This is a genomic window from Labrys sp. WJW (assembly GCF_001676615.1).
In the GTDB taxonomy this organism is placed as follows: Bacteria; Pseudomonadota; Alphaproteobacteria; order Rhizobiales; family Labraceae; genus Labrys; species Labrys sedimenti.
Genome location: NZ_LYXZ01000040.1, coordinates 25,493 through 47,169, shown reverse-complemented (window position 1 = coordinate 47,169; position 21,677 = coordinate 25,493). Strand labels below are relative to the sequence as shown.

The following is a 21,677-nucleotide window of genomic DNA, read 5'->3' as shown; positions in this document are numbered from 1 at the left end:
AGGATCTGAGCCGTTTCACCGGCCGTGGCCTCCCACCCGCATCGCCGAACTGGAGTGCCGGTCGCCGTTGCTCACAGCCGATGGTCTTCCACGGACGCATAGGTGAGGGCGCCGATCGCCCAGATGATCAGCAGGGACAGGAAGAACATCAAGGGATAGACGAGGCGGTAGGGATATTTGGCGAATTCGGGCAGGCTCGGCGGCACGAACATGCTCAGATAGACGGCCTGCCTCTGCGCCCTGATCTCGGCGCGATCCAACGCTGCCTGTGCCCGGGCATATTTGCGTTCGTTGAGCAGGCGGTCCACGTCGAGCTCCTCATACTTGGCAAGCGAGTTTGCCAGGGTCTGGGAGTCGCTGCCGGTCAATTGTCCGCGCAACGCCGCGATCTGCTCGTCCAGCGAGGCGATGCGGTTGCGCAGGACGCGCAGGCTGGGAGCGTCGGACTGAAGCTCGGCCGCCATCACTGCCTCGTCATTCTTCAGCTTCAGCCGTTCCGTCATCAGGGGCATCAGCAAGGTGGCGATCTGGGTACCCGATTGGCTCGGATCGATCAGCGCGTCCTTGTTGCGGAAGTCCTGCAACGCCCTGAGGCTGTCCTGCAACTGCTTGAAGACCTGGCGTGTTTCGGTCTCGGCGGCCTGGGTCGCGTCCCGCCGTGCCCGCTCCGACATGCGGTTGATCAGCTTCTCGCTTTCGGCCAGCACCGCCTGGTTCAGCCGCAGGGCATCCACGGCGCGAAAGGCGGTGACATCCACCGTGACGATGTTGGAGACCGGGTCGACATAGGCGTCCACCTTGCGCTGCCAATAGTCGGTGAGCTCGTCGATCGAGGCGTTGCTGGACAGGCGGGCGATGCGGTCCACTTCCGGACGCTGGAAGATCTCGCGGATGTTCAGCTGGGCGCCGATGTCGTCGATGATGGCACGGCTGCGGATGTAATTGGCAACGATATGCGCGTTCTGGGCGGTAGCTATCGGTATCATCGAGCTGCTCGTCGGGGTGGCCGCGGTTTCCGATTCGCCGCCTTTCTCCGACATTTCCGGCTCCATGGCCCGCACTGTAAAACGGGCTTCGGACTGGAACTGATCCGATGCGATGACGAAGAAATAGACGAACGCGGCGATGCTCGGGATGAGCACCAGCAGAACGAAACTCCACAGATAAGGTCTGGACTGGCGCGAACCGAGGTCGGGAACGGCTTCAGGCGAACGGGTATCGTCGACGACGGTGACATCTGTGCTCCGCCCGCGGAACACCTTGGTGGCATTGGCGAACTGGCGCAAGGCAAGTCCGGTCCGCCTGGGCCGCTCCTCCGGGCCGGGGGGCGGCAGGAGCTCCTTGGCTTCGCCGTCCTTTTGCTGCTTCAGATCCGTTCTCATATCCAGATCGCGCTCATCCGCACCGCTATTCCTGTCTGATCGAGCCTGCCGCGGGCGCCGGCCTGCTCGAGGATCTCGGGATCGACCGTTCTATTTTCGCGCATAGATCGACATCGCCGGCCCGTAGCGATGGGCGGGATCCTCGTCCTCCAAGGTGATGTGGGCAAAGCCGACCGCCCGGAGGGCGGCCAGCAAATCGTCGCGATTGAGCCAGCGATGCCGATCCATGGGACCACCGCAGAATTCGGCATGTTTGGCGGCACCGCGATAGGTTCGCGGATAGGTTCGCACGGCGATGCCATGAAAATCCTGGATCTGCGGCGTGCGCGCGAAGACGGCCCGTCTCGGATCCGATGGCGGCATGAGCTCGTCGTCCACGAAATGGGTCCAGAAATAGACTGCGTCGGTTCGCTTGGCGATCTGTTCGATCAGGTGCAGGGGATCGTCGGCATGGTAGAGCACGCCGGAAGCGACGATGAGATCGTAGGTTTTCTCGGTATTCTCCAGCCATTTGACGAAATCGCCGAGCCAGATGCGCGAGCGTGACAGGCCGAAGATCTCCTTGGTGATCAAACAGCGCAGAAAAGCTGACTGATTGGCCTCGACGGCATCGACGATGGCACCGGCGCGTTCGAGCATGACGGTATGGCCGGCCTCCAGCGGCCCCAACTCCAGGACGACCTTGCCCTCGAGCGGGCCGTGCTGGTTCATCATCCAGGCGATCCGCGGGTCCAGATAGGTTGCCAGCGGCCCGGCGCTAATACCCAGCTCCGGCGGAAAGCCACTGTTCCAACCTGGGATGACATCGACGGCGTTCTGATGGCTGGGCATCGAAACTACATAGCGATCAAATACTTTTAGCGATTTCTGCTCGGATAAGAATGCGGGAACCGATTGGCGCCGCAGCTTGCCAAGCCATCTCGATAGCATTTACTTTTCCAGTCAGAAGTGTTTCTCGATATGCCACTATGATGGCCCAGCCTCCGTCTCTTCATAGCGCAATTCAGCATGGATGAGATCTTAAAATCGCTGCGCCGCAATATGTAGCCCGAAATTTATGTCCAAATAATCTACCTCGAGACAAAATCTCAAAAAACTGCACTCAACCGAGTGCTGCCCTATACCACTCCAGCGAGAGCGCGGGATGGAAGTAGGGGTCGTTCCTAAGCAGGTGGAGCCATTTCGAGCGAAAATATCCTATCTCTTTTCTGTAAAGGACCTCGGACGGCGTCTTGTTGCTGCGTGAGGCTGACTCGTGATGATGAAGTACCACGCACGGATCCAGCAAGGTTCGCCAGCCGCGCTCGTTGAGGCGCAGGCACAGGTCGATGTCGTTCAGGTCGATCGGAAGGTTTTGCTGGTCGAAGCCGCCGATATCGCGAAACTTCTCGCGCGAAACCGCCAGGCAGGCGGCCGTGACCGCCGACAATTCATGCGGCAGGGAGAGCCGTCCGAAGAAGCCGGTATCGGAGCGTGGCAGGCGTCGCTCGAAATGGGCGGCCCGCCCGCCCATGCCGAGCACCACGCCGCCATGTTGCAGCGTATCGTCCTTGTAGAGAAGTTTTGCGCCGACGGCTCCGATGTCCGATTGCCGGGCCCAGCCTGTCAGCCGGGACAGCCAATCATCGGACAGGATCTCGGTATCGTTGTTCAGGAAGACCAGGCTGTCGCCGCGAGCCCGCCCGGCCGCCTCGTTGCAGATGGCCGCAAAGTTGAAGGATCCGGGGCTGCGCAGGATGGAAAAGCGAGGGTCCTTCGTCACGTTCTCCAGATAGGTCAGGGTGCCCGGATCCCTGCTGCCATTGTCGATGATGACGACCTCGAAATGGTCCTGTGGGGTACGGTCGAGCAGGCTGCGGATGCAGGCCGACAGCAGGTCGGCCCGATCCCGGGTCGGAATGATGATCGTCGACATCGGCGGCTGCCCGCCGGCGGGCATGACGGCCGGGCTGAGCGGAGGAAGAGCAACGACCGGGCTGGCATGCGAAGCGGTGAGCAGAATGCGGCGGACATGCACGGCCCGGACGAGGGCGTCGACGGGCGGCCGAAACAGCAGGTCCTCGACCGTGGCGCCGGCGGGCATGGCCTGGCGCAGCCAATGGGCGCGCGCGAACCAGGCCTGCCCGACCAACGCGGCATGGCGGGCAAGGACGGGACTCCAATCGGGTTTGAAGCGGGGCGTCCCGTTATATTCCTCGTCGCCATAATAGAGGGCTGCGGGGTCTGCGACGGCTCGCTGGGCGACAGCAGCCAGGGCAAAATCGTTCAGGCGGTCCTCTGCCCGCAGGCCGATCACCAGATCCTCCTCTCCGATCCCGTCCAGGAGGGGGGCGAGCGGCGTTCGGGAGGAAGCCCATGACAGGGCGATGCTCTCGAGCGGCTGGGAGGCGAGGAAGCTGTGCCATGTCGCCGCCTGCTTCGACGGATCCCCGACGATGACGAGATGGAAGCGTATGCCGAGGGCCGCCGGCGATGGCATGTCGAGGCCCGTCCATTCGATGGCGCGGCTGCGTTCGCGACGCCAGGCTTGGTACATGCTGAGAGGAGTGGCTCCCAGGGCACGCCTGAGCCGAGCCTGTTCCACCTGTCGATTGCCGCGCATGCCGGCCCACAGAGCACTCATCACCGCCTTGGGATGGCGCTGCGCGCCTCTCGCCAACCGCCGGAGCGCGCCGACACGGTCAAGGCTCACCAGCCGGAACGCGAACGAGCCGGTCCAATCGGCAGGCGACAGCTGCAGTTCGGTCGCGTCGGATGGCAGGAAACCGATCCAGCTCCCGCGGCCAAAGGACGGCGCAGGCAGCATCACATCCTCCTCGCCGCCTGGACGGACGATGCGCAGGATCGGCCGGGTCAGGGGATCGAGCAGGCTGGCCTCGAAGACGAGGCGAACCCAATATCCGGCCCATTGCCGTGCCGGCGCTTCGATCCTGAGCCAGGGCAGGTCACTCTGCGACACGGTCCGGCCGTCCTGCAGGACGACATCGACGAGCGGTGTGAGCTTCATGCGGGCGGCCGTGCCATGCGGGATTGACGCCCGGTGATGACGATCATGCTTGGTCGGCCTTGAACAGGAGGGACGTGTCGGTTTCGCCGGAGCCGGCCGGGATTGTCCGCCAGGAACGTGGCGATGGCAGGTTTGGCGGCAGAATTTCGCGCGGTGTGGCCAGGTGCCTGGAGTACCAGGGGCTGTAGGCTGGATCCTCGAAGGCATCCGTGCGGTATTTTTGGCGCAAGGCCTCCTTTTCGCGCTGAAAGCGTTCCTTGTTCGCCTTGGTCTCGTCGCTGCCGCGCGAGGCGGATTCATGATGGGTGAGGGTGGCGAAGGGCGTCCACACGGTCCGCAGGCCGGCGGCTGCAGCGCGCAGGCAGTAATCGACGTCGTTGTAAGCGATGGCGAAAGCCGTCTCGTCGAATTCACCGACCTTTGCGTAGCATTGGCGCGAGATCAGCATGCAGGCACCCGTAACGGCACTCAGGGTCTGGCGCACCTTGAGACGATTCATCGGTCCCGACGAATCCTGCGCTGCATTGGCGTACCAATGGCCGGCCAGGCCGCCGAGCCCGACGATGACGCCTGCATGCTGCAGCCGGCCGGAGGGGTAGAGCAGGCGGGCACCGACGATGCCGGTTTCCGGATAATCGAGGCAGCTCACCATTTCCTTGAGCCATTCGGCTGCGATGACTTCAATGTCGTTGTTGAGCAGGAGGATCGCCTGCCCCTTGGCTTCCCGCATGCCCCGGTTGACCTGGCGCGAGAAGTTGAAGGGTTCGGTTGTCATCACCGTCCGGAAGTTGCCGTGCCGCCCGCGCATGGTTTCGTAGAGCGCCAGTGTCTGGGCGTTCGTGCTGCCATTGTCGACGATGATGATTTCGCAATCGGCATAGTCGGTACGCTCATAGAGATCGGCCAGCAGGCGGCCGATCAGGGCCGGGCTGTCGCGATTGGGAATGACGATGCTCACGCGGGGCCACTGGCGGCGATTGGGCGAAAGCTCGACGCGGTGCAGGTCCGGTACCAGCGCCGGACCAACCGGGGCAGCGATGCCGTCGCTGGCATAATGGGCCGCCAGGGCCCTGCGGGCATGGTCGACCGCCGTGGCCAAGTTGGCGGCGGAAAAGGACGTCCGGTGCCGCCGCCACAGATAGGCCGGGTAGGGCAGATGGACGATGGTTTCGGCGGGAAGGCCCGAGAGATAGCGCAGCAGGAGTTCATAATCCTGCGAACCGTCGAAACCGGTGCTCAGGCCGCCCAGCGCCTGCAGGCGCTGGCGGCGGTAGAGCGAAAGGTGATTGATGTAATTGACCCCCGACAGCAGCACCGGATCATAGGCCGGCTTGAAGAAATACCCCGTCGGCTTCAGCTTGGCGTCGGTAATGGTTTCATCGGTATAGATGAACTGCGCGTCGGGATGACGCCGGATGGTCTCGTTGAGATAGTCGAGGGCCAGCGGCGCGAGGGCGTCGTCATGGTCGATGAGGCCGACCCACTCCCCCTGCGCCGCTGCGAGGCCGAGATTGGTCGTATCGGCAATGCCCAGGTTGCGCGGATTGCGCAGGATGCGGATCTGGGGCTGCCCCTCCAAGCGTTCGAGCCAGGCAAGGGTGGCCCTGTTGCCGGACGCGTCGTCGCACAGGAGCAGTTCCCAGTTGCCGGCGCCCTGGCTGCGCAGCGAATTCAGGAGGGTATCGAGAAAGGCGATCGGCGTATCGCGCAGCGGAACGACGAAGGACAGCAGCGGCGCCGGCGGTCTTTCGGAGGATGGCGCCGTGTGGCGAAGGCCTGCCTCGGCCAGTTGCAGGACGGCACGGAAATGCTCTTCCGGCGGAAGCTGGCGTGGCGGTGGAGGAGCCTTGGCCAATTCGTCGAGTTCGAGCAGATGGAGGCGGTCGGCGGCGGCACCGAGCTGCCGGCGCAGGGATGCCAGGGAGCGGGCCGTGCGGATGTTCAGGGTGAAGCTGCCTTGCTCCTCGTTCGGTCCTGGATAGTCCTCGCAAGGGTCGAAGCGCACACGGCGGAATCCCTTGATGCCGCCGGACCGGAAGGCATAGACGCCGTGGCGTGCCGGCGGCAGCGACAGCACTTGTTCAGGCCGAAACCCATAGCCGGTATCGATATAGAGATGCGGTTCGAGTTCGGGACCGTTCGAAATGACTTCGATGGCGATATATCTGGCGGGCCAGGGGCCGAGCTTGAAGACGAAGTGGGGATCGGCCTCGCGCACGCTCCACTGCGATGCCCCGACGCGAACCAGCCCCCTATGGCCTTTCATCAAGGGCGCAAACACGATGCCGCTTCCTCACATGGCCAGTCATTCATCACGAACCGGGGAGACATGTCGTCGTTGATCTTTGGCCTTTGCGGTTATCCGCGACTAAACCAGGAGATTACAGTAGAGTAAACAATGCGAGAATATTGAACGATAGACTGTACTGTCCCTTTGGGCAAGGAGGCGGAGACGTGAACTTGGCGGACAGGTAAACAATGCTTTCATCGATGGTATAGCGTCCAAGAGTTCCCCGCTGATCCTATAGCTGATTCTACAATAAAAGCGATCGTCCTGCCATTGATCCGACATTTGACGTTTTCTCAGCGCCGGTGCCATAATCGGCGCGCGATGTCCTGCTGCAGGCATGTGTTGCGTCAATGCAGCGTCCGACATCGGCATAAAAACACAAAAACGACATTTGGGAGGGACGAATGGCTTCGAAAGGCGGAGTTGTTGGCGCTGCGTTGATGGCTGCGGCGCTCGCGGGAGTGGCGCTGCCGGCCAAGGCGGGCGAATTCGATGGCGTCACCGTCAACATCATGACGCAGACGGGCGCCATCCAGGAGCCGCTGCAGCGGCGTGCGCCGGAGTTCGAAAAGCTGACCGGCGCCAAGATCAACGTGATCGCGGTACCCTTTTCCGATCTCTACCAGAAGGTGCTGACCGATTGGGCGAGCGGCACCAATTCCGTGGATGCAGCCGTGTTCGCGCCGCAATGGATGGTGGACTATGTCGCCGGCGGCTATCTCGAGGACATCGGCGGCCGGGTCGCCAAGGACAAGGCGATTGCCTGGGACGATATCGCCCCTTTCTTCCGCGACTTCTCGTCGAGCTATGGCGGCAAGACCTATCTGGTGCCGTTCGACGGCGATTTTCACATGCTCTATTATCGCACCGATATCTTCGAGAAGGCGGGGCTGAAGCCGCCGACGACCTGGGACGAATATCTGGAAGCGGCCAAGAAGCTGAACGGCATGGAGGTCGACGGCCAGAAGGTCTATGGCTCCTGCATCGCCAAGAAGCGCAACGCCCAGAGCTATTGGTTCGTCACCGACGTGGTCGGCTCGATGACCCAGTCGAAGGGCACGTCTCAGGGCACCTTCTTCAACACCAAGGACATGGCGCCGCTCGTCGATAACGAGGCCTTCCGCAAGGCGCTGACCTTCCTCAAGGAGTCCGGCAAGTATGGCCCGCCGGACGAATTGAACATGGACGTGTCGGACACCCGCCCGTTGTTCACCTCCGGCAAATGCGCGCTCAATCTCGATTGGGGCGATGTCGGGGTGCTCGCCATTGATCCCGCGACCTCCAAGGTGATCGACAAGACCGGCGCCACCATCATGCCGGGGGCCAAGCAGGTGCTGAACTGGGACACCGGCAAGCTCGAGGCCTGCTCGAAGGAAACCTGCCCGAATGCCATCGACGGCGTGAACCACGCACCCTATGCCGCCTTCGGCGGCTGGAGCGGCGGCATCAATGTCAAGGCGCAGGACAAGGTGAAGGACGCGGCCTACGCCTTCTTCTCCTATATGAGCGCCCCGGCCCAGTCGAATGTCGACGTCACCATCGGCAAGACCGGCTTCAACGCCTATCGCACGTCCCAGCTCAGCTACAACGAAGGCTGGAAGAAGGCCGGCATGAGCGAGAAGGCGGCGGCTTCCTATCTCGGCGCCATCAAGGACAGCCTCAACAGCCCGAACATGATCCTGGACCTGCGCATCCCGCAGAACCAGAAATATCAGCAGGTGGTGCTTGACGAGGCGATCGCCCGCTTCCTGGCCGGCGAGATCGACGAGGAAGCCACCGTCAAGGCGGTCGCCGATGGCTGGAAGGACCTCAACGACCAGATCGGCACCGAGGACCAGCTGAAGTTCTACAAGAACACGCTGGGCGCGAAGTAGAACGTAGGAAGCAAGGCTTCGGCCATAGCTATGCCGGAGCCTTTTTCGCCCCTGGGAGCGCGGACGTCCTCGTCCGCTCTTGGATACATTGCGCTTACGACAGGGGAAGAGCGGACGAGGACGTCCGCGCTCCCAGGCGGATTATGCTATGGCCGTCAACCTCTCCATCCCCGATGAAACGGACCGGCGGGAGCGTCTCTCCCAGTGGGTCGATCGCCATTCCGGCCGCATCATGGTGCTGCCGGCCGTGCTCATCCTGCTGGCCTTCGCTATCTTTCCGCTGGTCGCCTCGGCCTATCTGTCGCTGTCGCGCTTCAAGCTTGCCGGCGGCAGCTTCACGCTCACCTTCATCGGCTTCTACAATTATCTGCGTCTCTTCCTCGGCGCCCAGCAATATCATTTCCTCGGCACGCTCAAGGCCTTCGGCTGGCTGGAATGGCTGCTGTTCACGGCCCTTCTCGCCTTGCTGGGGTTCTGGCTGATCCGCTTCGCAACCAGCGGATTCAAGCTCTTCGGTTTCCTCGGGCGACTGATCACCGCCAGCCTGATCGCCGGCATCTTCTATGTCGTACTCGCCACCACGGTGGCGGGCGGCATTCCCGGCACGCTCCTGAACACGCTGCTCTATGTCGTGGTGGGGGTCTCAGTCCAGTTCCTGCTCGGGCTCGGCCTCGCTTTGCTCTGCGCCCAGCCGATCCGGGCCCGCAGCTGGTTCCGCGTGGTCTTCTTCATCCCGGTGATGGTGACGCCGGTGGGCGTCGCCTACATCTTCCGCATGCTGGCCGACATGCAGAAGGGGCCCTTCGCCCCGCTCAGCCAGCTGTTCGGCGTCAGCCAGTGGTCCTGGGCGACGGAAGCCTGGTCGGCGCGGCTGATGGTGCTGGTCGGCGATACCTGGCAATGGACGCCCTTCATGTTCATCGTGCTGTTGGCCGCCATCGAGAACCAGCCGCGCGACCAGCTCGAGGCGGCCCATCTCGATGGCGCCGGCCCCTGGCAGATCTTCAAGGACATCACCTGGCCGGCGATCGCGCCGGTGGCGGCCACGGTGGTGCTGATCCGCCTGATCGAGGCCTTCAAGATCATCGACATGCCGAACGTGCTCACGGCGGGCGGCCCGGGGCTGGCGACGGAGTCGCTGACCCTGCATTCCTTCATCGCCTGGCGGACCCAGGATTTCGGCGGCTCGGCGGCGGTCGGCTACCTGCTCCTGTTCGTGTCGACGATCACCTGCGTTTCCTTCTTCAATTTCGTGGTGCGACCCAGCCGGAGGTATCAGGGATGAGTGCTGGAACCGACGACCGCCCCTTGCTGCGCCGCCTGTTCGAGCGCCGCAGCCTCGAGGAACTGGCGCCGATCCCGAAGGCGCTGACCTATGCCGCGCTGCTGGGCTGGACCTTCGTGGTGCTCTTCCCGCTCTATTGGGTGCTGGTCACCTCGCTGAAGGTGCAGATCCAGGTCGATGCCGGACCCTATTATCTGCCCTTCGTCGACTTCCAGCCGACGCTGGACGCCTGGAACTTCATGCTGTTCCAGAACAACACGCTCTGGCCCTATGTGAACTCGATCATCGTGGCGCTGGTGAGCACGATCCTGGCCCTGATCATCGGTTCGCTCGCCGCCTATGCCCTGGTGCGCATCCGCTTCCAGGTCAAGCTCGCGGCGATCATTGCCTTCATCGTGCTGGCCGCCGGCGTCATCGTCGCGGTGGCCGCGTTCGCCGTGCCCTGGCCAGCGGCGGTGGCGGCGGGCCTGGTGCTGTTCTTCATGATCCTCGGCACCATCGGCCGGCGCTTCAAGGCGGCGCTCGGCAACAACGACATCGAATTCTGGATGATCTCCAACCGCATCATGCCGCCGATCGTGGCCGTGCTGCCGATCTATGTGATGTTCCAGAACCTGAAGCTCCTCGATACCCAGGTCGCGCTGATCTCGACCTACACCGCGGTCAACCTGCCGATCGTGGTCTGGCTGACGCGCGACTTCTTCGCCGGCATCCCGCTGGATCTGGAGGAGAGTGCGGAGATCGACGGCGCCTCCAAGCTGCGCGTGTTCTTCACCATCGCCTTGCCGCTGGTGCGCTCGGGCCTGGCTGCCACCTTCATGCTGGTGCTGATCCTGGCCTGGAACGAATATCTCCTCGCCCTGTTCCTTTCCAATGCCAATGCGCAGACCATGCCGGTGCTGGTCTCGGCCCAGAACACCACGCGCGGCCCGCAATGGTGGTACATGTCGGTGCTGATCGTCATCATGATCGTGCCCGTCATCGTGATCGCCGCATTCCTGCAAAAGCACATCGCGCGAGGCCTGATGGTCGGCGCCGTCAAGGGTTGAAGATGCAAGTCACGCTCAACAACGTCCACAAATCCTTCGGCGCGGTCGACGTGGTCAAGGGGCTCGACCTCGAGGTCAGGGACGGCGAGTTCCTGGTGCTGCTGGGCGCCTCCGGTTCGGGCAAGACCACGGCCCTGCGCATGATCGCGGGGCTGGAGACGGTAAGCTCAGGCTCCGTGCATATCGGTGAGCGCGACGTCACCCATGTCCTGCCGAAATATCGCGACATCGCCATGGTGTTCCAGTCCTATGCGCTCTATCCGCACAAGACGGTGTTCGCCAACATCGCCTACCCGCTGACGGTGCGGAAGCATCCCAAGGCGGAGATCGAGGCGGCGGTGAAGGACGTGGCCCGCCAGGTCCAGCTCGATCATCTGCTCGACCGCCTGCCGCGCCAGCTCTCCGGCGGCCAGCGCCAGCGCGTGGCGCTCGCAAGGGCCATCATCCGCCGCCCCGCCGCCTTCCTGATGGACGAGCCCCTGTCCAATCTCGATGCCAAACTGCGCGGCCATATGCGCGCCGAACTCAAGCACATGCAGCACGAACTCGGCATCACCACCATCTATGTCACCCATGACCAGGTGGAAGCGATGACGCTGGCTCATCGCGTGGCGCTGCTCGACAAGGGCGTGCTGCAGCAATTGGATACGCCGGCCAATATCTACAACCGGCCCGCCAATCTGTTCGTCGCCGGCTTCATCGGCTCGCCGCCGATGAACTTCCTGGAAGGCGAGCTGAAGGAAGGGCGCTTTTCCTCCGAAGCGGGCGGCTTCGGCACCACCAATACCAGCTCGGCGCCACGCGCGGTTGCCGGCATCCGGCCCGAGGATTGCCGGGTGACCGAGCCCGATCTCGGCAAGTTTGCCGGCGAGGTCTTCGCCATCGAGCTGATCGGTGACCATTCGCTGGTCACCTGCCGCTGCGGGGCCGCCAGCGTGACGGTGAAGGTCGACAAGGAGTTCCAGCGCGAGATCGGGGAAAAGGTCGGCATCGGCTTCGACGACAGGGCCTTGCATCTTTTCGACGGCGAAAATGGGGAGCGGCTGGGGTAGAGGCTATCGTTATCCTCCTTTGGAGGACGGACCGGGGCATATTCATATCTCAACCGCGCAGAAGAAATGCGAGAATCCCTCCCCGGTTTCGGGGAGGGTGGCCTCGCGAAGCGAGGTCGGGTTGGGGGCGAGTGGCGCTGCCCAATGCCATTTGAGTGCGGATTGCGCCACGCTCCCCCTTCCGTCGCCTCTGCGCGGCGACACCTTCCCCGAAGTCGTGGAAGGATTCTCGCGCTCAATCCTGAAACCTCGAGATATGTGCATGTCTAGGGGAGGGAAGAGTATGTGTTCTGCCGAACCCCGGAACCCACGCAGGAGACACCATGGCTACCGTAAGACTTCTCAGCGACGACGAGGTCGCGGCCAATCCGGCCGCGAAGGCGGTGTTCGACGATATCAGGGCGACGCGCAAATCCGATTTCGTCAATAATTTCTGGCGGGGCCTCGCCAATGATCCGGTGCTGCTGAAACGCACCTGGGAGGAGGTCAAGGCGGTGATGGTGGGCGAGGGCGCCCTCGATCCGCTCACGCGCGAACTGATCTATATCGCGGTCTCCACGGCCAATTCCTGCCAATATTGCGTGCATTCCCATACGGCCGCCGCACGGGCCAAGGGCATGGATGACGCGCAATATGGCGAACTGCTCGCCATCATCGGCCTCGCCGGCAAGACCAATCACCTGGTCACGGCCATGCAGATTCCCGCCGATCCGGAATTCCTGGTGACGGGCTGAAATCGCGTTTTCAGCCGTCGTTTTCCGCATTCAGCTCGTCCGGCCGAAGCCCGGGCTAAAGCGTTTTGCGATTTGACCGAGTCACCTGGAATCGCAAAGACGCGTCGAACCAAAGAGTTAGAGTAAAAAAGCGTTTTCGTGAAAACGCGTTTTGCTCTAGTGATCGACGCCGGAAGCCTCCCGCAGGATCGCATTGATGCGGTCTTGCCATCCGGGTCCATCGCCCTGGAAGTGCTCCAGCACGTCGCGGTCGATCCGCAGCGAAACCAATTCCTTGGCATTGGGCAGCGCCGGCCGCGGCGCGGCAGCTGCCGGCGCCTTGGGCGCCGCGGGCTTGAAGACCGCCTCGGCGTTCTTCCAAGGATCGCCCGGGCGGCGTGTTCTGTTGTTACTCATGGGCTGAAACTGTTTCTGTTGGCGAAGGGTCGGATCTGTCTATCTGCCGCCAATTCGAAGGTCGAGTCCAGAGCTGGGCCCGATGCGGCAGCGCAAAAGCGCTTGGTCATCCTCGACCGCGGCGTGCGACGCAAATCGCGGCAGGGCGGCGTGCAACGGCAGGTCTTCCCTCCCGTCTCCGGCCATGCCAAGAATGAGCCGAATCCATATGTCGGACTATTCTCGGGAGCGAATCGCTATGGCCAAGACGCGTTGGGGCATCCTGTCGACGGCAAAGATCGGTACCGGCAAGGTCATTCCCGGCATCCAGCGGGCAAAGGGCGCGGAAGCGGTCGCCATCGCCTCTCGCGACCTTGCCCGCGCCGAGGCCGTCGCCAAGGAGCTCGGCATTCCCAAGGCCTATGGCTCGTATGAGGCCTTGCTGGCCGACCCGGATATCGATGCCATCTACAATCCGCTGCCCAACCATCTTCATGTGCCGCTCACTTTGCAGGCCGTGGCGGCGGGCAAGCATGTACTGTGCGAAAAGCCGATCGGCCTGACGGCCCAGGATGCGGCGCAGCTCCTGGTGCTGCCGCGCGACCGGCTGGTGATGGAAGCCTTCATGGTGCGCTTCCATCCGCAATGGCTGCGGGCGCGGGAGGCCGCGCGCTCGGGCGAACTCGGGGAAGTCAGGGCCGTCCAGGCCTTCTTCTCCTACTACAACGTCGATCCCGCCAATGTCCGCAACCAGCTCGACATCGGCGGCGGCGGCATCCTCGACATTGGTTGCTATCCGATTGTCGCCGGCCGCTTCATCTTCGAGGCCGAACCGCGGCGGGTGATCGCCCTCGTCGACCGCGATCCGGCGACGGGCGTCGATCGTCTCACCTCGGCCATCCTCGATTTCGGCGAGGGGCGCCGCACCGAATTCACGGTCTCGACGCAGCTCACGCCGTTGCAGCGGGTCGATATCGTCGGCACCAAGAAGCGCTTCGAGATCACCATCCCCTTCAACGCACCCCAGGCCGAGGCCGTCACCGTCTATACTGACGATGGCTCCAGGCTTGGCGACGCCTCGGCGCTGGCCGAGACCATCGCCCCGGTCGACCAATATGCCGAGGAGGTCGATGCCTTCTCCGCCGCCATCCGCGGCGAGATCACGCTGCCCTATGGGCCGGCCGACGCCGTGCAGAACATGAAGATCATCGACGCGCTGTTCCGCTCGGAAAAGAGCGGCGCATGGGAGGTGGTGTAGGGATTTTAGGGGGCGGGCGAGATGATCGGGTTGAAGATTAGGCTAAGCGCGCGAGCCCTCTCGCCTTAAGTTAGCGCCTATAGGCAAGATGCCTGCGATCCCAGCGATTTATCGCCGCCTTTGCGAATACGGGATCTGCCTGAGATTGCAGATCTGCGTGCGCGTGCGGATCAGACGGCCCTGATAGCGCGAGCCGGGCCGGTACCAGCGGCAGCCATACCAGGGCGGGCGCCGCGTCGTCGTCTCGATATGCACCGATCCGTAGCGGCGGTTGGAGAAGTCATGGCCGCCGATATAGACGTTCCTGCCGAAGCGGACCTCGGCAAGAGCAGGCCCGCCGGCGCTCGCAAGCGCCAGCAGGATAGATAGAACGAGGAGCCGCAAACGGCCCATCGCGCCGAGCTTACTTCTGTCCGAGCAAAGCGGCTTCGAGGATGTCGAGGCCTTCCTTGAGCACCTTCGGCTGGATGGTGAGCGGGGCCAGGAGGCGCACCGTCTCGCCATAGACGCCGCAGGTGAGGATCATCAGGCCGCGCTCGAGGCATTCGGCGGCGAGAGCCTTGGCCGCGGCGGGATCGGGCTCGTTGCCGCCATGGCTGGTGACGAGCTCGAAAGCCGTCATGCCGCCGAGGCCGCGGATATCGCCGATCGGGCGCCCGGTCTTCTTGCGCTTGATGGCCTTGAGGCGCTTGAGGATGAGCTCGCCCTGCTTGGCCGACTTGTCGAGCAGATCCTCGGCCTCGAAGGCTTCGAACACGCCGAGCGCGGCAGCGCAGGCCACCGGGTTGCCGGCATAGGTGCCGCCGAGGCCGCCGGGCTCCGGTGCATCCATGATATCGGCCTTGCCGACGATACCGGCGAGGGGGAAGCCGCCGGCCAGGCTCTTGGCGGTGGTGATCAGGTCGGGCTCGACGCCGGAATGCTCCATGGCGAACCACTTGCCGGTGCGGCCGAAGCCGGTCTGGATCTCGTCGGCGACCAGCAGGATGCCGTGCTCGTCGCACAAAGCGCGCAGGCGCTTGAGGAATTCCGGCGAGGCGATGTAGAAGCCGCCTTCACCCTGTACCGGCTCGATCACGATGGCGGCGACGTTCTTGGGGTCGACATCGGTCTTGAACAGCCACTTCAGCGATTCGAAGGTGTCCTCGACCGAAATGCCCTTGTGCTCGATCGGATAGGGCACGCGCCAGATACCGCCCGGGAAGGGGCCGAACTTGGTCTTGTAGGGCACGACCTTGCCGGTCATCGCCATCGCCAGCAAAGTGCGGCCATGGAAGGCGCCGTTGAACACCACGACGTCGGAACGGCCGGTATGGGCCCTTGCGATCTTGATGGCGTTCTCGACAGCCTCGGCGCCGGTGGTGACCAGCATCACCTTCTTGGGGCCGGAGATCGGCGCGATCTCGATGAGCTTTTCTGCGACCTGCACGGCCGGCTCATAGGGCGTGACCATCAGGCAGGTATGGGTGTATTTGTCGAGCTGCTCCTGCACCCGCTTCATCACGGTGGGGTGGCGATGGCCGGTGTTGAGCACGGCGATGCCGCCGCCGAAATCGATGAAGCGGCGGCCTTCTACGTCCCAGATCTCGGAGTTCTTGGCCTTGGCGGCGAAAACCGGCTGGCCCGCGCTCATGCCGCGCGTGAAGACGCTGGCGCGCCTTTCCAGAAGGTCCTCCGTCTGGGTGCGGTTGGCGCCATGCGCCTTGGTGGCGGGTGCATTCATGGATCGAACTCCGATTGCTTGATCAATGCGCTGTGGGCGCATGCTATGGCGCTGTGCGATCGGCTCGTCAATCTCCGTGCGGGACCATCGACGGACTGTTGTCCGATCGGTTCGGAGCCTTTCCGTGACGACGCTCTTGGATTGCGGCTGATCAGGCGCTTGGCTGGAATCCTGCCATGTCTTGCTGCCGCGCGGCAGGTGCTTTATGCCTGCCGCGATGGTGCGGATTTGTAACCACTGAAGCCTTGAGGCACCAGTCACCTCGCGGAGTGCCACAAGCGGGGCTGCGGAACGGGTTTGGGTATGAGAAGGGCACGGCGCAATGGCGGGTCCAGGCGACAGGCCTTCGAGCGACGGTGCATTCGGCACCGAGGAGAAGGATGCCGGCGATGGCGCCGAGTCGGCCTTCGGCGGCCGGCTGCCGCCCCTGTCCATGCTGCGGGCCTTCGAGGCGGTCGGGCGCTTTTCATCCATGCGCAAGGCCGGCGAAGCGCTCGGGGTCAGCCACACGGTGGTGTCCCGGCATGTTCGCCACCTGGAAGCCTGGTTCGATCTTCAACTCGTTACCTCCGGGGCGCGTGGCGTCAGGCTGACCAAGGCCGGTGCCCGGCTGTTCGAAGTGACGACCGCGGCTTTCGGCCAGCTCGCCGAAGTCACCATGGAGCTGCGGCCGGCCCAGCGCCTGCGCGGCCAGTTGCGACTGTGGTGTGCGCCGGGCCTGGCGGCCCGCTGGCTCACGCCGCGGCTCGATGCCTTGCAGGCCGTGCTGCGGGATACGATCATTGTGGTACGCGCGACTTCGGACCAGCCCGATTTCGCTCGGCATGAAGCGGATGCCGCCATCATCTTCGCCGAGGAGGCGCCGGCATCGCCCGTGACGGCTGCGCTGCTCCAGCGCGTGCGCATCTTTCCCGTCGCCAGCCCGGCCTGGCTGGCGACGCAGGCGCCGATTGCAAGCCTGGCCGATCTTGCCGGCCAGAAGCTCATTCATGAAGACAATGCCAGCCAATGGCATCGCTTCTTCCGTCTTGCCGGCTACCGGGCGGCGACGCTGAAGGGGCCGTGGCTGTGGTCGGCTTCATCAACCCATGACGCGGCCCTGGCGGGCCAGGGGGTGGCGCTGTCGACCAGTTTGCAGGCGGACGGGGACATTGCGGCGGGACGGCTAGTCGAGCTCCTCGGCACCGACGTCTCGCTCGGCAGCTATTGGCTGATTGCGCCCGAAGCGCGCTGGCGCCATCGCACCATATCGACCCTGCTCAAATGGTTGCGCCAGGAGATCGGCGAGCGGGCACCCAGTGCTTGAGTCCGTTAACCATAGGGCACTTCCGACGCCGCAAAAGTGTTGCAAATCGGGCACGGCTGGCAAGATTCGGGTAACCATCCCGTTAAAAAGACACCCGTATGGAGAAGTTTTGCAGGCTCGTTGCAATTCCGCCACAAAAATGATTACCGGTCGTTAACTTTCTCACGACACAACGAGCGCATGAAGACACGAACCCTCACATCTGCCCTGCGTTTCCTCGCGATTGCGGCGGTCACCTCGGCTCTTGGCGGCTGCGCCCTCTTTTCGACCTCGCGTGTGGCCAGCACCACGAATGAGCGTGAGTGTCTGGCGCGTGCCATGTATTTCGAATCCAACCGCTCCAGCGACGACGGCATGCTCGCCGTCGGCACGGTGGTGATGAACCGCGTCGAGTCCGGCAAATATCCGCGCTCGATCTGCGGCACGGTTGGCCAGCGCGTGCAGTTCGCCCCGGGCGTGCTGACCAAGAAGATGAACGATTCCGGCCGCGAGCGCGCCTTCCGCATCGCCGATGCAGTGATCAGCGGCAAGCGCTATCCCGGCATGTCGAAGAACGTGCACTTCTTCCATACGGCCGGCTACACCTACCCCTACAACAACATGCATTACGTGGCCGTAGCCGGCGGCAATGCCTTCTACGAGAAGCGCCGCCGCGGTGGCGATGCGCCTTCCGCTCCGCCGGTGATGGTGGCCCAGGCCGAAATGCCGCCGCTGCCGACGACGGTGGCCGCCGCCGAGCCGATGCCCGCGCCGCAGCCGCGCAGATATTCGCGCCCTGCCGCCCGGCCTCTGCCGACCGTGGCCTATCAGGATGCCGCTCCGCAGGCCGATCCTGTCATCGATATCCTGCCGCCGACCCGTCCCCGCTTGTATCAGGCCAAGCGTCGCGCTGTGCCTGACGTGCAGGTCGCCCAGAATGATCCGGATGCGGGCATGGTGCCGGAGGCCTTGCCGCCGGTGCGGCCGCGCGGTTCCGTCGGCAAGGTGCATCTGGGCGCAGCCCAGCAGGATGGTTCCCACATCGCCTTGCCGCCGGCCCGTGGCAACGCCCAGCCGCAGTTCAACTTCCAGCAGGGACCGTCCGGTGTCGAGGCATCGGCGCCTGCGGCCAAGCCGCGGCGGCCCATGGTGGCCCAGTCGCGCACCGTACCCACGGTCCGTATCCAGCCCGAGACTGTACAGGCGGATATGGGCGGCATGCCTGAGCCGGCCCCCCAGCCCAGGACCAACAAGAGGCGTTCGAGCCTGGAGCCGGAACCACTGTACTGATCGGCTTGCATCAGAGATGACGCCCTTGCGGATTTACGGGAGGGCTTTCGAAGGGCGGATGAGGGGGTCTCTCCGCCCTTTTTCTTTGCCTGGATCGGGTGAAGGGGTGCCTGCGCTCAGGCGATTGTGGCGTAGCCCTGTTCCCGGGCTTCGCGGTCCCAGGCCAGCGTCCTGTCGAAATCGGCCTGCTCCACCGGCGCGAAACCGCTGAGCCGAAGTGCCTCGCCGAGCGGGGTGAACCAGGGCTGATGGTGAGCGGCAGCGAAGGCGGCCTTGAGCCGCACGATCGTCTCTGCGGGCAGGCCTGGAGCCGCCACGAAGGAGGGGATCGGCGCCAGGCCGGTCGAACCGATCACGCGAATGCCCTCGGTCAGGTCGGGGCGATAGGCTCGGATGAGTTCGTGCCAATAGCCGTCCAGTGGGCCGACATCGATCTCGCCGGCCAGCACCTTGTCAAGAATCCCGCGCGCGGTGATGAGATTGCCGACGACCTCGCGGTAGAGCGCCGGGCGATCGGGCGAGCGATGGGGCAGCAAATGATGGCGCAGCGCGTTGAAGCCGGAGTGGGAGTGCTCCACCGTCCAGCCGATGCGATGGCCGAACGTATCCTCGAGGCGCCGGAAGGGGCTGTCCGCCTTCACGATCAGGTCGGAACGGTAGAGCGGCTTGCCACCCGCCCATTCGGCGGCCGGGATGGGCGCGGCGATCGGGATGACTTCCGAGAGCTGGAAGGCGATGGGATAGCCGCACATGAAGACGCAGCCGAGGTCGTCGCGCTCCCACAGCACTTCCAGGGGCTGCGGGGCCGGATAGGGCTCATAGTCGAAGGCCACGCCGGCGCTCGCCATGACATGGCCGAGCAGGACCTTCCAATGCTCCTCGACCTCAGGCGTGACGGAATACATGCGGGCATTGGCGATGAAGCGGGTCATGGGCTTTGAGATCTTTCGAAAACGGATGGATTGTCATCCCCGGTCGAGCCACTCCCGAGCATAGCGAGAGAGGGCGAGGGGAAGGGGATCCAGGGGCCTAGGAAGAGCTTCACAAACCCCTGGATCCCAGTCAGAAGCGAAGCTTGTGACGATACCCTCGGCCTGCGGCCTCGCCGGGGATGACAAGAGGTGTTTGCTGCCGACAGATATCACAGCCCGCCCGGCTGGATGGCGAGGCCGGTACCGATCATGGAATCGCGGGTGACGAGCTGGGCCAGCGCCATTTCGCTCCAGCCCTTGGTGCCGTCGGGCCGCTGGGGCAGCACGAGGTAGCGCAGTTCCGCCGTCGAATCCCAGACCCGGATCTCGGTGTCCTCGGGCAGGGTGACACCGAATTCGGCGAGCACGCCGCGTGGATCGATCACGGCGCGCGAGCGATAGGGCGCGGATTTGTACCAGACCGGCGGCAGGCCGAGCACCGACCAGGGGTAGCAGGAGCACAACGTGCAGACGATGAGGTTGTGGAGTCCCGGCTTGTTCTCCACCACCTTCATATGCTCACCCTGGCGGCCCGAATAGCCGAGCGAGGCGATCGCCGCGGTGGCGTCCTCCAGCAGCCAGGTCCGGAATTCCTCGTCCCGCCAGGCATGGGCAACGACATGGGCGCCGTTGCGCGGACCGACCTTGGTCTCATAGGTGTCGATGAAGACGTCGAGGGCTGCCGGGTCGACATAGCCCTTCTCGACCAGCACGGCTTCGAGCTTCTTCACCCGCTCGGCCATGGGGGAGGGCGGCGCGCCATGATGATGGTCGTCGTCATGGTCGTGATCGTGATCATGCGTGCTCATGGCAAATGTGTCGCAGAGATCGCGGTGAGAGGCAATGTCGCTGTGACATCCGCCGGTTCTCGATCCGCGCCCTTGCGGTGCACCGTCCCGGTCGCTAGATCAGGGGCAGGTGTGAATGGCCCGGAAGGCTTGGAGACCCGATGCGCGCGATCCTCGACATCATCCTCATCCTGCTGCAGCTCTATATCTATATCGTGCTGGCTTCCGTGGTGTTTTCATACCTGGTGGCGTTCAACGTGGTCAGCCGCCGCAATCCGACGGTGGCGGCGATCGGCGATGCCCTCTATCGCCTGACCGAGCCGGTGTTCGCGCCGATCCGGCGCCGCCTGCCCGATTTCGGCAGTATCGACTTCTCGCCCTTCGTGGCGATCCTGATCGCGATCTTCATCGAGCGGATCATCGCCTATTACATCTATCCCTACGTGCCTTGAGCGCTTCCGATCCTGTCGCCCCCTGGCGAATCACGCCTGCCGGGCTGCTCGTCGCGATGCGCCTGACGCCGCGCGGCAGCAGGGATGCGCTCGGCAACGTGGAGACCCTATCGGACGGCCGGGCCGTGCTGACGGCGAAGGTGCGTGCCGTGCCTGCCGACGGAGAGGCCAACCAGGCTTTGGTCAAGCTGGTGGCCAAGGCCCTGGGCGTGCCCGCCAGCCGCGTGTCGATCGCGCAGGGAGCGACCAGCCGGATCAAGATGGTGCAGGTGGAAGGCGACGGCGCCGCACTGGAACGATCCATTCTCGCTGCGATCGGCCGATAGCCGCGGAACAAACGCCCTCACCTTGCGTTAACTAGAGCAAAGCGCGTTTTAGCGAAGCCGCTTCTTTGCTCTAACTCTTTGTTTCGACGCGTCTTTGCGATTCTTGGTGACTCCGTCAAATCGCAAGACGCTATGGGCAATTTTGCTGGAGCAAGAGTGGGGAACTGGCCATATGGCGATGATTTTGCGTTCACTTCTGGCCGCGGGCGGAATGATGCTGGCGCTCGACGCCCGGGCGGCCGAGGCCCCCGAAGTGGCGGCCTGCAAGGCAAGCGGCCTGCTGGCGCTCCAGCAGAAGGCGCCCGACATCGCCGATCTCGTCATCGACCAGGAGAGCATTGCGGTCTCGGCGGCGGACACCAAGGTCGGCGACGTGCCGGTCAGGGCCGTCGTCCTGGGCGAGGCCTATATCAAGAGAGGGAAGGAGGCGGGCCGGCCCGACCGCTTCGTCTGCCTGATCGGCGAGAAGGGCAAGGTGCTCCTGACCTTCTTCACGGCGAAATAGGGCTGGCCAACCCGGACACCCTCGAGGTGAT

At 63.8% G+C, this 21,677-nt stretch carries 20 protein-coding genes; 11 read left to right on the top strand and 9 right to left on the bottom strand.

Translation table 11 applies throughout. From position 1 onward, the window contains the following. Positions 1-71 precede the first annotated feature (71 nt). From BA190_RS23690 to BA190_RS23675, 4 genes are all read right to left on the bottom strand, one after another. Positions 72-1,382: a hypothetical protein gene (locus BA190_RS23690; protein ID WP_068293293.1), complete on the bottom strand. Its 1,311-nt coding sequence runs from the start codon at positions 1,380-1,382 to the stop codon at positions 72-74. A 90-nt stretch (positions 1,383-1,472) separates the two neighbouring features. After that, positions 1,473-2,213: a bifunctional 2-polyprenyl-6-hydroxyphenol methylase/3-demethylubiquinol 3-O-methyltransferase UbiG gene (locus tag BA190_RS23685; protein ID WP_245314931.1), complete on the bottom strand. Its 741-nt coding sequence runs from the start codon at positions 2,211-2,213 to the stop codon at positions 1,473-1,475. Positions 2,214-2,484: 271 nt separating this feature from the next. Continuing rightward, complete coding sequence (locus BA190_RS23680) at positions 2,485-4,389, bottom strand: glycosyltransferase family 2 protein (protein WP_068293289.1); 1,905 nt, start codon at positions 4,387-4,389, stop codon at positions 2,485-2,487. Between the two features lie 43 nt (positions 4,390-4,432). After that, complete coding sequence (locus tag BA190_RS23675) at positions 4,433-6,670, bottom strand: glycosyltransferase (protein ID WP_245314929.1); 2,238 nt, start codon at positions 6,668-6,670, stop codon at positions 4,433-4,435. A gap of 413 nt (positions 6,671-7,083) precedes the next feature. On the opposite strand from BA190_RS23675, the gene BA190_RS23670 reads away from it, so the two are divergent. The 5 genes from BA190_RS23670 to BA190_RS23650 all read left to right on the top strand — a co-directional run bounded on the left by BA190_RS23670 (position 7,084) and on the right by BA190_RS23650 (position 12,673). Next, complete coding sequence (locus BA190_RS23670; protein WP_068293280.1) at positions 7,084-8,553, top strand: ABC transporter substrate-binding protein; 1,470 nt, start codon at positions 7,084-7,086, stop codon at positions 8,551-8,553. 148 nt (positions 8,554-8,701) lie between these two features. Beyond that, the gene (locus BA190_RS23665; RefSeq protein WP_068293278.1) at positions 8,702-9,838 is read left to right on the top strand and encodes a carbohydrate ABC transporter permease; all 1,137 of its coding nucleotides are present in this window, start codon (positions 8,702-8,704) and stop codon (positions 9,836-9,838) included. Further along, positions 9,835-10,887, top strand: a complete 1,053-nt coding sequence (locus BA190_RS23660; protein WP_068293276.1) for a carbohydrate ABC transporter permease — start codon at positions 9,835-9,837, stop codon at positions 10,885-10,887. Before BA190_RS23665 ends, BA190_RS23660 begins: the two co-directional genes overlap by 4 nt. A gap of 2 nt (positions 10,888-10,889) precedes the next feature. Continuing rightward, positions 10,890-11,939: an ABC transporter ATP-binding protein gene (locus tag BA190_RS23655; RefSeq protein ID WP_068293272.1), complete on the top strand. Its 1,050-nt coding sequence runs from the start codon at positions 10,890-10,892 to the stop codon at positions 11,937-11,939. 323 nt (positions 11,940-12,262) lie between these two features. Continuing rightward, complete coding sequence (locus tag BA190_RS23650; RefSeq protein WP_068293269.1) at positions 12,263-12,673, top strand: carboxymuconolactone decarboxylase family protein; 411 nt, start codon at positions 12,263-12,265, stop codon at positions 12,671-12,673. Positions 12,674-12,829: 156 nt separating this feature from the next. Here the strand turns inward: BA190_RS23650 and BA190_RS23645 are convergent, their stop codons facing one another. Next, positions 12,830-13,069, bottom strand: coding sequence for a BrnA antitoxin family protein (locus tag BA190_RS23645; protein ID WP_068293266.1), 240 nt, complete (start codon positions 13,067-13,069; stop codon positions 12,830-12,832). A 238-nt stretch (positions 13,070-13,307) separates the two neighbouring features. Between BA190_RS23645 and BA190_RS23640 the strand changes: the two genes are divergently transcribed. Then, a complete protein-coding gene (locus tag BA190_RS23640; RefSeq protein WP_068293263.1) occupies positions 13,308-14,306 on the top strand; it encodes a Gfo/Idh/MocA family protein in 999 nt (332 codons plus the stop codon). A 108-nt stretch (positions 14,307-14,414) separates the two neighbouring features. Here BA190_RS23640 and BA190_RS23635 read toward each other — a convergent pair whose 3' ends face one another. Beyond that, complete coding sequence (locus BA190_RS23635; RefSeq protein ID WP_202908511.1) at positions 14,415-14,699, bottom strand: hypothetical protein; 285 nt, start codon at positions 14,697-14,699, stop codon at positions 14,415-14,417. A gap of 10 nt (positions 14,700-14,709) precedes the next feature. Beyond that, entirely contained in the window at positions 14,710-16,029 is a 1,320-nt protein-coding gene (gene gabT, locus BA190_RS23630) for a 4-aminobutyrate--2-oxoglutarate transaminase (protein WP_068293260.1), read from the bottom strand. Between the two features lie 322 nt (positions 16,030-16,351). Between gabT and BA190_RS23625 the strand changes: the two genes are divergently transcribed. Further along, positions 16,352-17,335, top strand: coding sequence for a LysR substrate-binding domain-containing protein (locus BA190_RS23625; protein ID WP_156771676.1), 984 nt, complete (start codon positions 16,352-16,354; stop codon positions 17,333-17,335). A 180-nt stretch (positions 17,336-17,515) separates the two neighbouring features. Continuing rightward, on the top strand, positions 17,516-18,604 hold the full coding sequence (locus BA190_RS37250) for a cell wall hydrolase (protein ID WP_068293257.1): 1,089 nt from the start codon (positions 17,516-17,518) through the stop codon (positions 18,602-18,604). A 116-nt stretch (positions 18,605-18,720) separates the two neighbouring features. Here BA190_RS37250 and BA190_RS23615 read toward each other — a convergent pair whose 3' ends face one another. Together BA190_RS23615 and nthA are read right to left on the bottom strand one after the other, a co-directional pair. After that, positions 18,721-19,536 carry a phosphate/phosphite/phosphonate ABC transporter substrate-binding protein gene (locus tag BA190_RS23615; RefSeq protein ID WP_068293251.1) on the bottom strand — a complete coding sequence of 272 codons (816 nt, stop codon included), beginning with the start codon at positions 19,534-19,536 and terminating at the stop codon, positions 18,721-18,723. Positions 19,537-19,745: 209 nt separating this feature from the next. After that, a complete protein-coding gene (gene nthA / locus BA190_RS23610) occupies positions 19,746-20,384 on the bottom strand; it encodes a nitrile hydratase subunit alpha (RefSeq protein WP_082979995.1) in 639 nt (212 codons plus the stop codon). 140 nt (positions 20,385-20,524) lie between these two features. Between nthA and BA190_RS23605 the strand changes: the two genes are divergently transcribed. The 3 genes from BA190_RS23605 to BA190_RS23595 all read left to right on the top strand — a co-directional run bounded on the left by BA190_RS23605 (position 20,525) and on the right by BA190_RS23595 (position 21,646). Further along, positions 20,525-20,815: a YggT family protein gene (locus BA190_RS23605; RefSeq protein ID WP_068293246.1), complete on the top strand. Its 291-nt coding sequence runs from the start codon at positions 20,525-20,527 to the stop codon at positions 20,813-20,815. Further along, on the top strand, positions 20,812-21,141 hold the full coding sequence (locus tag BA190_RS23600) for a DUF167 family protein (RefSeq protein ID WP_245314928.1): 330 nt from the start codon (positions 20,812-20,814) through the stop codon (positions 21,139-21,141). Before BA190_RS23605 ends, BA190_RS23600 begins: the two co-directional genes overlap by 4 nt. 172 nt (positions 21,142-21,313) lie before the next feature. Beyond that, on the top strand, positions 21,314-21,646 hold the full coding sequence (locus BA190_RS23595) for a hypothetical protein (RefSeq protein ID WP_068293245.1): 333 nt from the start codon (positions 21,314-21,316) through the stop codon (positions 21,644-21,646). The last annotated feature ends 31 nt before the right edge of the window (positions 21,647-21,677 follow it).

Excerpts from the sequence above, each read along its gene's own strand:
- BA190_RS23690 (WP_068293293.1), bottom strand. The coding sequence starts at position 1,382 with ATGAGAACGGATCTGAAGCAGCAAAAGGACGGCGAAGCCAAGGAGCTC.
- BA190_RS23685 (WP_245314931.1), bottom strand. The coding sequence starts at position 2,213 with ATGCCCAGCCATCAGAACGCCGTCGATGTCATCCCAGGTTGGAACAGT.
- BA190_RS23680 (WP_068293289.1), bottom strand. The coding sequence starts at position 4,389 with ATGAAGCTCACACCGCTCGTCGATGTCGTCCTGCAGGACGGCCGGACC.
- BA190_RS23670 (WP_068293280.1), top strand. The coding sequence starts at position 7,084 with ATGGCTTCGAAAGGCGGAGTTGTTGGCGCTGCGTTGATGGCTGCGGCG.
- BA190_RS23665 (WP_068293278.1), top strand. The coding sequence starts at position 8,702 with ATGGCCGTCAACCTCTCCATCCCCGATGAAACGGACCGGCGGGAGCGT.
- BA190_RS23660 (WP_068293276.1), top strand. The coding sequence starts at position 9,835 with ATGAGTGCTGGAACCGACGACCGCCCCTTGCTGCGCCGCCTGTTCGAG.
- BA190_RS23655 (WP_068293272.1), top strand. The coding sequence starts at position 10,890 with ATGCAAGTCACGCTCAACAACGTCCACAAATCCTTCGGCGCGGTCGAC.
- BA190_RS23650 (WP_068293269.1), top strand. The coding sequence starts at position 12,263 with ATGGCTACCGTAAGACTTCTCAGCGACGACGAGGTCGCGGCCAATCCG.
- BA190_RS23645 (WP_068293266.1), bottom strand. The coding sequence starts at position 13,069 with ATGAGTAACAACAGAACACGCCGCCCGGGCGATCCTTGGAAGAACGCC.
- BA190_RS23640 (WP_068293263.1), top strand. The coding sequence starts at position 13,308 with ATGGCCAAGACGCGTTGGGGCATCCTGTCGACGGCAAAGATCGGTACC.
- BA190_RS23635 (WP_202908511.1), bottom strand. The coding sequence starts at position 14,699 with ATGGGCCGTTTGCGGCTCCTCGTTCTATCTATCCTGCTGGCGCTTGCG.
- gabT (WP_068293260.1), bottom strand. The coding sequence starts at position 16,029 with ATGAATGCACCCGCCACCAAGGCGCATGGCGCCAACCGCACCCAGACG.
- BA190_RS23625 (WP_156771676.1), top strand. The coding sequence starts at position 16,352 with ATGGCGGGTCCAGGCGACAGGCCTTCGAGCGACGGTGCATTCGGCACC.
- BA190_RS37250 (WP_068293257.1), top strand. The coding sequence starts at position 17,516 with ATGAAGACACGAACCCTCACATCTGCCCTGCGTTTCCTCGCGATTGCG.
- BA190_RS23615 (WP_068293251.1), bottom strand. The coding sequence starts at position 19,536 with ATGACCCGCTTCATCGCCAATGCCCGCATGTATTCCGTCACGCCTGAG.
- nthA (WP_082979995.1), bottom strand. The coding sequence starts at position 20,384 with ATGAGCACGCATGATCACGATCACGACCATGACGACGACCATCATCAT.
- BA190_RS23605 (WP_068293246.1), top strand. The coding sequence starts at position 20,525 with ATGCGCGCGATCCTCGACATCATCCTCATCCTGCTGCAGCTCTATATC.
- BA190_RS23595 (WP_068293245.1), top strand. The coding sequence starts at position 21,314 with ATGGCGATGATTTTGCGTTCACTTCTGGCCGCGGGCGGAATGATGCTG.